General features: G+C 43.2%; 17 protein-coding genes. 14 read left to right on the forward strand and 3 right to left on the reverse strand.

Annotation, left to right across the window (positions count from 1 at the left end; translation table 11 throughout):
- The 11 genes from ACFING_RS08185 to ACFING_RS08235 form a co-directional block, all read left to right on the forward strand.
- A partial coding sequence (locus ACFING_RS08185) for a hypothetical protein (RefSeq protein WP_375630408.1) occupies positions 1-568 on the forward strand: 568 nt, incomplete at its 5' end.
- Complete coding sequence (locus tag ACFING_RS08190; protein WP_375630409.1) at positions 561-2,489, forward strand: phage terminase large subunit family protein; 1,929 nt, start codon at positions 561-563, stop codon at positions 2,487-2,489. The genes ACFING_RS08185 and ACFING_RS08190, both read left to right, overlap by 8 nt.
- Positions 2,490-2,492: 3 nt before the next feature.
- Positions 2,493-2,741: a phage head-tail joining protein gene (locus ACFING_RS08195; RefSeq protein WP_273757285.1), complete on the forward strand. Its 249-nt coding sequence runs from the start codon at positions 2,493-2,495 to the stop codon at positions 2,739-2,741.
- On the forward strand, positions 2,741-4,285 hold the full coding sequence (locus ACFING_RS08200; protein WP_375630410.1) for a phage portal protein: 1,545 nt from the start codon (positions 2,741-2,743) through the stop codon (positions 4,283-4,285). Before ACFING_RS08195 ends, ACFING_RS08200 begins: the two co-directional genes overlap by 1 nt.
- Complete coding sequence (locus tag ACFING_RS08205; protein ID WP_375630412.1) at positions 4,275-5,345, forward strand: S49 family peptidase; 1,071 nt, start codon at positions 4,275-4,277, stop codon at positions 5,343-5,345. Before ACFING_RS08200 ends, ACFING_RS08205 begins: the two co-directional genes overlap by 11 nt.
- A 110-nt stretch (positions 5,346-5,455) precedes the next feature.
- The gene (locus ACFING_RS08210; protein ID WP_375630413.1) at positions 5,456-5,608 is read left to right on the forward strand and encodes a hypothetical protein; all 153 of its coding nucleotides are present in this window, start codon (positions 5,456-5,458) and stop codon (positions 5,606-5,608) included.
- Positions 5,605-5,973: a head decoration protein gene (locus tag ACFING_RS08215; protein WP_375630415.1), complete on the forward strand. Its 369-nt coding sequence runs from the start codon at positions 5,605-5,607 to the stop codon at positions 5,971-5,973. Before ACFING_RS08210 ends, ACFING_RS08215 begins: the two co-directional genes overlap by 4 nt.
- 12 nt (positions 5,974-5,985) lie before the next feature.
- Positions 5,986-7,062 carry a major capsid protein gene (locus ACFING_RS08220; protein WP_375630416.1) on the forward strand — a complete coding sequence of 359 codons (1,077 nt, stop codon included), beginning with the start codon at positions 5,986-5,988 and terminating at the stop codon, positions 7,060-7,062.
- A 1-nt stretch (position 7,063) separates the two neighbouring features.
- Positions 7,064-7,417, forward strand: coding sequence for a hypothetical protein (locus tag ACFING_RS08225; protein ID WP_375630417.1), 354 nt, complete (start codon positions 7,064-7,066; stop codon positions 7,415-7,417).
- Positions 7,418-7,731: 314 nt separating this feature from the next.
- Positions 7,732-8,451 (forward strand): phage antirepressor KilAC domain-containing protein, encoded by a 720-nt coding sequence (locus ACFING_RS08230; RefSeq protein ID WP_375630418.1) that lies wholly within the window; start codon positions 7,732-7,734, stop codon positions 8,449-8,451.
- On the forward strand, positions 8,448-8,726 hold the full coding sequence (locus tag ACFING_RS08235) for a hypothetical protein (protein ID WP_375630420.1): 279 nt from the start codon (positions 8,448-8,450) through the stop codon (positions 8,724-8,726). The genes ACFING_RS08230 and ACFING_RS08235 overlap by 4 nt, the downstream gene beginning before the upstream one ends.
- Positions 8,727-8,772: 46 nt before the next feature.
- On the opposite strand, the gene ACFING_RS08240 is transcribed toward ACFING_RS08235, so the two are convergent.
- Genes ACFING_RS08240 through ACFING_RS08250 form a run of 3 tightly spaced genes read right to left on the reverse strand, consistent with a single transcriptional unit; the run spans position 8,773 to position 9,541 of the window.
- A complete protein-coding gene (locus tag ACFING_RS08240; protein ID WP_375630421.1) occupies positions 8,773-8,919 on the reverse strand; it encodes a CopG family antitoxin in 147 nt (48 codons plus the stop codon).
- 42 nt (positions 8,920-8,961) lie between these two features.
- Complete coding sequence (locus tag ACFING_RS08245) at positions 8,962-9,279, reverse strand: type II toxin-antitoxin system HicB family antitoxin (protein ID WP_004856761.1); 318 nt, start codon at positions 9,277-9,279, stop codon at positions 8,962-8,964.
- The gene (locus tag ACFING_RS08250; RefSeq protein WP_375630422.1) at positions 9,269-9,541 is read right to left on the reverse strand and encodes a toxin HicA; all 273 of its coding nucleotides are present in this window, start codon (positions 9,539-9,541) and stop codon (positions 9,269-9,271) included. Before ACFING_RS08250 ends, ACFING_RS08245 begins: the two co-directional genes overlap by 11 nt.
- 49 nt (positions 9,542-9,590) lie before the next feature.
- Here ACFING_RS08250 and ACFING_RS08255 point away from each other — a divergent pair, with 49 nt between their 5' ends.
- The 3 genes from ACFING_RS08255 to ACFING_RS08265 form a co-directional block, all read left to right on the forward strand.
- Positions 9,591-10,133, forward strand: a complete 543-nt coding sequence (locus ACFING_RS08255; RefSeq protein WP_375630424.1) for a hypothetical protein — start codon at positions 9,591-9,593, stop codon at positions 10,131-10,133.
- Positions 10,114-10,803 (forward strand): phage baseplate assembly protein V, encoded by a 690-nt coding sequence (locus tag ACFING_RS08260; protein WP_375630425.1) that lies wholly within the window; start codon positions 10,114-10,116, stop codon positions 10,801-10,803. The genes ACFING_RS08255 and ACFING_RS08260 overlap by 20 nt, the downstream gene beginning before the upstream one ends.
- A partial coding sequence (locus ACFING_RS08265; RefSeq protein ID WP_375630426.1) for a GPW/gp25 family protein occupies positions 10,800-11,011 on the forward strand: 212 nt, incomplete at its 3' end. The genes ACFING_RS08260 and ACFING_RS08265, both read left to right, overlap by 4 nt.

Here is an 11,011-nt window from a genome sequence, read left to right on the forward strand (position 1 = left end):
GCGTAAGGGTCTATCGGTTCGTGCGTTTGCGAAGAAGATGGGTGTTTCACATAATGCGGTGGTTTCTCGGATAAAGACAGGTAAATTTGATGCAGCTCTTTTTGAAGATGGTTCTGTCAATGAAGCCGTTGCAACAGCCATCTGGAATGAGAATCCAACAAAGCGCCCTGCTCCATTTTTAGCGCCTGATGGTCAACCGCGGACAAAGATCAAACAAGCCTCTACAGAGGGCGCTAATGAATACAAGATAAAACTGGAGCGAATGCAAGTTGCTCTTGAAAGCGAAAAGATTGCACTTGAACGATTGCGCGAAACCACTGTTGATCGAGAAGAAATGAAAAAGGCAGCTCGTGAGTTTGGAAGAGCGCACCGTGATGCTATGTTGAATTTTCCTCATCGTTTTGGTGCAAGCATTGCTGCACAAGTTGGATGTGATGCGGCCAGCCTTATTGGTGCTATTGATTATTATATAAGAACCGCTTTGCTTGAGGCGGTTAATATTCCAGTGCCTTTTCATGATCCTCATTCTCCAGAGTTAGAGAACTTGCAAGAAACGAATAATGGATGACAATGCAGTCGAAGAATTTTTCTCCCATGCCAATAATGCAAGACAACCGGACCCACCGTATACGGTTTCGCAATGGGCGGATAAGAATAGATACCTTAGCACGGTAGCAAGTGCTGAGCCTGGGCTTTGGAGAACAAAGCGTACCCCCTATTTGCGTGAAATCATGGATAATCTTTCCTCTTACGTGCCAATTGAAACAACCATTGTCATGAAAGGGGCGCAGATCGGCATGTCAGAAGCAGGATTAAATTTCTGCGGTTATGCCATTCATTATAGTCCGGGACCTGCTCTTTATGTGATGCCAACGGTTGAGACAGCGAAGAAATTGTCCAAAACCCGTCTTGATCCAATGATTATGGCAAGTCCAGTTTTAAGTGAACGCATAGCCCCAGCACGAGCACGTGACAGCGGGAATACCATGTTTTCGAAAGAGTTTGATGGTGGTGCACTGATGCTTACAGGGGCAAACAGTGCTGCTGGTTTGCGTTCCATGCCTATTCGTTATCTGATTTTGGATGAAGTGGATGGTTATCCTCTCAGTGTGGATAACGAAGGTGATCCGGTGATGATTGCGGAAAAGCGTACCTCGACCTTTGTACAACGAAAGATCTTTAAATTGTCCACCCCCACACACCGTGACACAAGCCGTATTGCCAAGGATTTTGTGCTAGGAGACCAGCGATATTACAACGTGCCTTGTGATGCATGTGGTACACTCCAGCCGATTGTTTGGTCACAAATCAAATGGCCAAAAGGCGCCCCCGAAAAAGCTGTGTTTGTTTGTGCGCATTGTGGTCATGAACATGCCGAGCACCGAAAAACAGATCTCATGTGTGAAGAAAGAGGCGCATGCTGGGTCCCAACCAGTGAGTCAAGCAGACCCAATTTGCGTTCTTATCATATTTCGGCACTCTATTCTCCTTGGCTTACATGGGGGGAATGTGCAAGAGAGTTTTTAAATGCCAAAGATGATCCAGCTCTTCTACAGCCTTTTGTCAATACAGTGCTTGGAGAGCCATGGGAGGACAGAACAGGCGAAGTTGTTGACCCAGATAGCCTCTATGCAAAACGCGAAGATTATCCCCTTGCACCAGAACAAGCCGTGTTGTTAACAGCTGGTATTGATGTGCAAAATGACCGCTTAGAACTTGAAGTGGTTGGATGGGGACGCAGTGAAGAAAGTTGGCATATTGATTATCAAGTTATCCTTGGTGATCCCTCTTCTTTTGAAGTATGGGACCAGCTGGATGAATACCTTACAAAACGCTGGCCACATACAGGCTATAAAGATGGCATCAAGATAACGGCTGCTTGTATTGATACCGGTGGTGGACACACACAAGCGGTTTATAATTATGTGCGCCCGCGTGAGGGACGACGTATCTGGGGGATTAAGGGACAAGCGGGATGGCGTGCGGTCTGGCCACGCCGACCAAGCAAAAACAATAAAGGACAGATTAATCTCTATATTGTTGGGGTTGATGCAGCAAAAGATATTATCACGGCACGGTTTAAAAAATCCGGACCTGAAGCATCGGGTGCTGGTGCAACACACTTTCACAAAAGCCTTGATCGGGAATATTTTGACCAACTGACCGCTGAAAGAAAAGTCATCAAATATTTCAAAGGCTTCAAGCGTATTGAATGGCAAAAAAGTGAAAAGGCAAGAAATGAAGCCTTGGACTGTAGGGTCTATGCTTATGCTGCTTTACAAGGTCTGATTTCGGCAGGAATAAACCTTAATCGAGAAGTCGATATCTTAGAAGAGCGTCTGGAAAAACTTAAAATTGAAGGCTCTTTAGAGCAGCCAACATCAGAACATGTGCCCTCTCCTTCTCCAAGAAGATCTCAGACAGCACAGCCTCAAAAGAAGCCATTCAGAACAATGATGAATCCTTATATGCGAGGGGATTGGAGGTAATTTGTGGGTGAAACTTTAGAACCAATTAACAGCAAAATTGAGAGACTTGAAAACTTAAAAAGGCGGCGTGAACAAATTGAAGAAGCTCTTTATTCGGGAGCACAATCGGTGCGCCATGGCGATAAGCAAGTCAGCAACCGCTCTGTTGAGGAACTTCGCAGAGCGCTTGAGATGCTGAACACACAAATAGCGGACCTTGAAGGGCGCAAGCGTTCACGCGTTTTCTATTTTAATATATCACGAGGCTATTAATGGCTGGTTTTTTCAATAAACTCACAGGCTTTTTTAAAATTTATCGTCAAGACAGCCCCCCTTTTGAAGCTGCAAGTAAAAGCCGTCGCATGGGTGGTTTTGACCCCGCCAAAAAACATATCAATAAAGCCATTGAGGAATGCGGTGATACCATTGTCGCCCGTTCAAGATGGCTTTATGACAATGAATCTCTTTATGGTTCTGCAACGGAGGAATGGGTCTCTGCGACTGTTAGTGATGGGATTAAACCCTATCCTCGTATTGAAGGTTTTCAAGAAGAAAAGAAAAAGCTTTTAGACTTATGGTGGCAATGGGTTGATGAGGCGGACTATGATGAAGATGCCAATTTTTATGGACTTCAAGCAACCATTGCACGAGAAGTCTTTCTAACTGGTGAATGTTTTGTAAGACTACATTATGTTGACCTCTACGGGCGCTCTGGTGTGCCGCTTCAATTACAAGTTTATCCCACCGAAATGTTAGACCTTACTTACAATGGACCGGCTGATATTGAAGGCAATTACATTCGTATGGGGATTGAATTTAATGCCAGTGGCAAGCGTGTTGCTTATCATTTCTGGGAACATCACCCCTATGATGATGTCCCTGCAAATATGGCATTTGAGAGCCAAGAGCGCGTGCGTGTCCCTGCTGAAATGGTCATTCATATCAAAGAGCGCCGTATTGCCGGACAATTGCGCGGTTCTCCAAAAATAACGCGCGCTATGACAAAGATCTTTCAACTCGAATCCTATGACGACGCAGAACTCGATAGAAAAAGGACGGCGGCTCTTTTCGCGGCGTTTGTCAAGGACAATTCCCCAAACGTCGCAAAATTATCCGATAATCGTGATAAAAACGACGTTGAAGAAGAATACGAAGCACCTGCCATTGCACTCGGTGCATCTCTTTATTTAGGAGAGAATAAAGAGGTTACATTCTCTAACCCTGTTGAGGTTGGAGGTTCTTATGAGGCTTTCCAATTTCGCAATATCTTGAAAATTTGTGCAGCACTTAATATGCCTTATGCCGTTGTGACTGGAGACGTTACGCGGGGGAATTTTTCTAATGTGCGTACCTCTATCATTCAGTTTAGACGGCACGTCAAACAATGGCGTGAACATATTATTGCCTTTCAGTTTAACCGCATTGTTTGGGAGCGTTTTGTTGAAATGGCAGTGCTTGCTGGATGCGTCAATTTGCCAGGGTGGGAAGAAAATCCCTTGCCATGGCTTCAATGTGAAAGCTTTGCACCCCCGCTTGAAATGATTGATCCAAACAAGGATATCTCAGCGGAAAAAGAAGAAATCCGTGCAGGCTTGAAAACACGACGCATGGCACTTGCTGAGCGCGGCTTTGATATCGACAGCATTCATGCCGAAATGCAAGAAGAGCACACAGACGCTCGTGCGCGCGGCTTATCTTTTGACACGGATATGGCAGCGCCTTCTGGTAGCAATCAAATGATTGATACAGCAGATTCAGACCCTTCTGAGACTTATGAAAGTAACCAAGGCAGTGAGGCACATAAAAATGGTGAATAATCTCGACATGCCGTTTTTGGCATCACGGCTTTTTGGGGTTCCTCATATGCTTGCCTCGACAAAGCTTGATATCATTTTGAATGCTCTTGCACCACGCCTTTTTGAGGGAGAAAAGTTTCCCATTGAAGCTTATTCGCAAGAGAATACAGAAGCTTTAAGACCCCCTGAAACTTATGTAGTACAAAACAATGTTGCCATAATACCGGTTCATGGCACGCTTGTGCGCCGTGGTGCATGGCTTGGGGCTTTATCGGGGCTAACCTCTTATGAAGGTTTAAGGGCTTCTTTTCGTGAAGCCATTGCACAACATGATGTTCGCGCTGTTTTATTTGATATTGATAGCGGCGGTGGAGAAGCCGGCGGTGTGTTTGATTTGGTTGAAGAGTTTCAAACACTCTCAAAACAATACGACAAGCCCATTTGGGCACATGCCAATGAGTTTGCCTGTTCTGCAGCTTATGCCATTGCTTGTGCGGCTTCTCAAATATGGGTAGCTCGCACAGGGGTTGTGGGCTCGATTGGGGTTGTTTGTGCCCATCTTGACCAATCCCGTGCAGATGAAAAACACGGGCATAAATGGACCTTTGTCTTTGAAGGTGATCACAAAACCCATGGCAACCCTCATGAACCCTTGAGCGATACAGCACAGATAAAAATGCAAGCCGATTGCGCCCTGCTCTACGAGATGTTTGTCGATTTGGTGGCGCAAAACAGACGCTTAAATGCTGCTGCAATTCGTGACACAAAAGCAGAAACTTTTATAGGCACCCAAGCGATCACGCTTGGATTAGCAGATGCGCAGGGCACCCTTGCGCAAGCTTTGGAAGCCTTAACGGATTCCATATCACAAAACCCAACATCAACAGAAAAAGAAGGACAAAACACATGGCACGCACACAATACCGCGCTGAAGAAGAGGATGACGAAAAGATCGTCGACATCATCAATGACGAGGAAGAGGACGAAGACGATAGTGACATCGACAAAAACGCCGAAATCTTTGACGACGAAGAAAACGAAGATGAAGATGAAGACAATGAGGACAAGCAGGAAAACATAAAAGCTGCTCTTGAAAAAGAAAGAAAGCGCGCAAAAGCACTAACAACCCTTGAAAGGCAAGCAAAGCACTTAGGCGTTTCTTTTGACGCAGCAAAAGCTATTCAAAACGGTATGAGTATCGAGAAAGCACGCCAATGTGTGTTGACGGCTGCTAGCTCTCAAAGCGCGTCTTTAAAAGTCTCGCCTTATACCCCTCATAGTGATGGGACGAGCAAGGCAAAGATTCATGCAAAATGGGAAGCAGCTTGGAGGGCAGTGAAATGACGAATATTATTTATGACGACGTACGCAATGGCGCTTATCTTGGACCCTACGACCCCGATATGTCAAATGAAGAAGTGCTGTTTGCATCAGGAGCATTCATTGAAGCTGGAACTGTCATGGGAAAGATAACCGCAACGGAACACTATGTCCCCCTTAATCCAGCAGCAGCAGATGGCAGTCAAATCCCTGCGGGGATTTCTTTTGCCACTATTGACGCAACAGAAGCAGATCAACGCGCCGTAATTACAGCACGCTTATGCACTGTAAAAGCTTCTGAACTGCTATGGCCAGATGCCATCACGGATGAGCAAAAGAAAGCAGCCATTCAGTCTTTAGAAGACCATAACAACATTCTATTGCGATAGGAGAATGCACACATGGATATGAATTTTTTTAAACATGATGCTTTCTCAAGCATCACAATGATGAAAGCCATCGAAAACTATGAGTTTCAACCTGGTCTTGTAAGTTCTCTTAATCTTTTTGAAGAAGTTGAAACCAGTACCACAGTGGTTGGTATTGAACGGCGTGATAATACATTTTCGCTTATTCAAACCAGTGAACGTGGCGCACCTTTGGCAGAAGGTGATAGAGAGGGTCGTAATCTTCGGTTTTTCAAAACAACACGGATTGCCAAAAGTGATACCGTGAAATCAGAAGAAATCCAAAACCGTCGTGAATTTGGGACAGAAGATCAGTTAGAGACAGCAATGAAATATATTGCCAGAAAACAAAAGAAACTGATTTCTGAAATAGAATTGACATGGGAAAATATGCAACTTGGCGCTGTTCAAGGGGTGGTTCTTGATGCCGATGGCTCTGTTATTGTCGATTGGTACAAAGAATGGGAAATCGCACCACCAAAGCCGATTGATTTTAAATTAAATAATGAGACAACCAATGTTGCGGACCATGTTGATCAAGTCATTATGAGGATGATTGAAGCTTCAAAGGGAGCGTTTTCTGATCGTTCACGCATTATTGGGCTTTGTGGAAATGAATTTTTCTCCAAGTTGAAAAACCATAAAACAATTCGTGAGACCTATTTAAACACAGCCTTAGCACAGACACTCAATAGCGCCGGAGGTGTTGCAACACCAAGTTCGATTGGCTCTGGGAGCTTTGGTAGTTTTGACTTTGCGGGTGTGACTTTCATTAATTATCGGAGTATCCACAACTATAATGTAAGTGCGAAGGCTGGAACAAAGCGCGCCATAGGCATTAAGCCTGATGAATGTCAATTCTTTCCTGTTGATGCGCCAGGTGTATTCCAAAAAACCTTTGCTCCTGGTGAAAGCTTGGATTTTGCCAACACGGTTGGAAGACCTCTCTACACGATGCTTATCGTCGACCACGACCGTAATGCATGGGTAAAACCTGAAGTGTATAGCTATCCGCTTTACATTTGCACACGCCCTGAAATGCTGTTTAAAGCAGTGATTGGAGCGAAATAACATGCGGTGGAACGGGCTGCTAAACCAAATGGTTAAAGATGTGCGCAACACTTTTGGGCAGCCCATCATCTACACGCGAAAGGACAACCAGCAATCTTTTCGTATCACAGCGATTTACACCATTAAGCATTCAGAATCGGACGCCGGTGGCAGAATCCCTACCACAATTGCAAGAAAGGAACTTGATCTTTGTATCAATGACATTGGAGGATTACCACCAAAACCTCAAGATAGTATTGTGGTCCTCTCTCCTGAAAACAACAAAGCCCCCTCTTCTCAAGAACACTTCACTGTTACAGATGTCCAAGCCTCTGAATCCGGTATGTATAAGCTTATCTTGCGGGAGATAAAGTAAAGATACGCTTATTTATTTTAAAAAGGTAAAGTCACCCCTTGACAATATGGCAACAATGTGTCTATTGTTGAACTAGGTGCCTGAAAAACACCGAACGATAAGCGGATGGATTACCGAAATAATCTCCTCCCGCCGAAATTTAAAAACTTTGACTCATCACATGCTTTGTAGCATATAGTGGTTTTGTCGGGTGTGGTTACACTATACAATACCCTAACGGGGAAAGTGTAACGACGGACTTATCGCCGTGTTTTTCAGCACCCGGCACTCTCTTTAGAGTGTCAATGAAAAACATCTAACGATAAGGAGTTCTCATGAACACTCTTATAGAAATTAAAGGAAGTGCTACTAATGGTGCTACCACTCAGACTATGTCTAGCATTGAAATTGCGGGAGTATGTAGTAAGAAGCATAAAAATGTTATGCGAGACATTAAACAAATATTTAGCGAGCTCAAATTTGAGCCGGCTAAGTTTTTAAGCAGTTATATTGATGAACAAGGAAAAACACGCCCTTGTTATAATTTACCCAAGCGCGAATGTTTAATTCTCGTATCTGGTTACAGTACTGCTTTACGTGCTAAAATCATTGACCGTTGGCAAGAATTGGAAAAGCAGGTAGCCACACCACAAGTTGATTATTCCAAACCCGAAGCATTACTTGGTGTTTTGAATCACTTACAAAGTCAAATTGAGCAGAAAGATCATGTTATTGCAGAATTAGCACCAAAAGCAGAGGCACTTGAGGGTCTAAAACGTTCTGATGGTCTGTTTGGTCTTATCGAAGCAGCAAAGATGTTGGAGGTGCGACCAAAGGATTTAACAGATTACTTGCGTAAACATGATTGGGTGTATCGACGGGCTCCAGGGGCGCCTCTGTTACCTTATCAAGATAAAATCAAAAAAGGCTTTATGGATTGCCCTGCTATCACTATTCAAAGACCAGATGGTACAGAAAAGGTACTCCCTTCAACGAAAATCACATCGAGAGGATTAGCATGTTTGAGAGAACAAATCCATGGAGGTGTACAATGAAGATAGATACCAACTTCTTATGTGACTTATGGATAGCATTATCTCAATTTTCTAATGATGAAAATGTGAGCGACAAAGATTGTAGTGCTCTGGTTCAAACTATGAATGCAATAGAAAATGTTCTAGTTTTAAAGCTTCAAGATGACGTGCCCAATATTACAAAAATCTTGGCAATTTTGACAGATTTTGGAGCTTCAGAACTGCCACATCGTATGGATTCTTTGTTGCGAACTTATGAACCAAATTTAGACAACCCCATTAAAAAGGTTGCTTAACTTAAAAACAAAACTCCCCTCCCTATCGTTAAAGGTGGGGAGGTAGTTAAGAGACTTCTTTAGGTAAGAACTCAAAATGAACGGATTTAAAATCAGTTAAGTCATAATCTGTAAGATCGGCAGTATCAACAAAGTTTTCTGCTTCTTTATCCGTCTTAAAAACGGGTATTTGTTTTAATTTAGAGGGTTTCATAAGAATTAATTTTCTTTTAGTACGTATAGACTTTTAAAAGATTCAAAGTTTAGAGGAAATGTATCTGTTTAAACTCACACCATTTTCAGCGGCTTGTATTGCAAGTTTTCTATGGAGTTCTGGTGGTATTCTTAATTGAAACTTACCACTGTATTTACCATGTGACAAAGGCACAGGAACTTCTTCTCCATTATGTTGCATGTCCTCAACAACTTCTGAAACAAGGTCCATAATGCCTTTTAAAGCTTTCTCTGCTTGAGCATCTAACCATGAAAGGGATGGGAATTCTGCACACAATCCGACATATTCCTCATCTTCTTGCGACCACAAAACACGATATGTATAATGATTATTGTTCATGTTTCATCCTTTCTATCGCTTGTAAGACTTGTTTGACTTGATAAGCTTTTGCTTTGTTACCAGAATCTTTTTGAATATTCACACGGGGGTCACCAAGCCACGGGGTTTTAAAAACAAAATGACTTGTACCATTGTTCCGTGGTTCTCCAAAGAAATAGACACATACAACCAACAAATCTGAAAACTTGATGTTCTTTGGTGATGCTTTCATCAAGCTAATTATTTTTTCAACTTTATTGCTCATAACCAATAATAGTATCATTATTAATCCTAGTCAATCATTTTATACACTTAATTGGACAGGAGCCCCCATGCATCCCCGCGAGACGATAAGAGAAACATTTGTTGCGTTGATCAAAGCAGCAAAGACGGCAGCTGGTGACAATGTTTTCAATATGCGTGATTTCAACTTCTCCCCTGAGAACACGCCTGCAATTAATATCTCAACACAAAGTGAAACAATTGAAGATGGCTATGATTATGGAGTAAGGCGGCGTGTTTTAACGCTAGATGTTGAATGTTATGCGACATGTGAAGATGGAGCACGTTTTGTTGACCAATTAGCATGGGAAGTTGAGGAGGTTTTCTACGCTAATCCCAATCTCAACAACAGCGTTGAAACATGCCGCCTGCAAAATATTGCTTTTGCCTTTGGCGATAATGGCGCTCTAGCACTCCACGGTGCAATTTTAACCTTTGACGTAACTTACGTCACCAATATCCCCTGCCTTGATGAAGGAAAGGCAACCGAAAGAGTTGTTGAACCCCTTGTCGGTTTTAAACCAGAAACAGGTATGGGAAACCAAGACAAATACCATAAAATTGAAGGTGGACATGTTAGAGCGGCGCGATAAAGAAATCACAGATCTAAAGAGACGTGTGGCAAATATGGTTGTGGTGGGGAAGATTAGCCATGTCGACCATAAAAACGCACGCTATCGGGTAAAAAGTGGCAATCTTGTCAGTGACTGGATTCCAGATACACAAGCCCGCGCCGGTAAAACACGTTCTTATGAAGGACGCGATGTTGGAGAGCAAGTAATTGTTGTTTCATCATCAGGGGATTTATCGCAAGGGATGATTGTGGGTTCCATTCATACAGATGCTAATCAAGCAGCCGATAAGGGCAGCATTCACCGAACGATATACCCTGATGGAACCAGCCTTGAATATGATGATGAACAAAACACTTATGGAATTCATATCAAATCAGGTGGAAAATTTCTTCTCACGATTGCTGATGGTGTGTCACTAAAAGGTGATGGTGGCAAGCTAGAGCTTACCGCACCGGAAGGCATAAAGATTGCTTCAGAAAGCGATATAAATTTAAACGCAAAAGGCGGCATCTCTTTGAAGGCTGGTGATGGCATTTCACTGAATTCGAATGATAGTCTCTCTCTTCATTCTGGAAATAATGTTTCCATTCATTCAAGTGGATTAAGACATAACGGCACCAATGTAGGAGAAACCCATGTTCATGGCGGTGTTTCCCTTGGTGGTTCTATGACAGGAGGTCCCAATTGAACAGTGGAATGGACCGTACAACAGGAAAGCCATTGACCGGCATTGATCATTTGCGTCAATCAATCCTTGATATTTTGTTAACGCGGATTGGTTCGCGTGTAATGCGGCGTGATTATGGTTCACGTGTTGCGGAACTCATTGATGCACCGGTTAATAATGCTTTTGCTGTTGCTCTTTATGCTGCTGTTGCTGAGGCTTTAGACAAGTG

The sequence above is a fragment of the Bartonella sp. AP150HLJHH genome, assembly GCF_042196385.1.
Lineage (GTDB): Bacteria > Pseudomonadota > Alphaproteobacteria > Rhizobiales > Rhizobiaceae > Bartonella.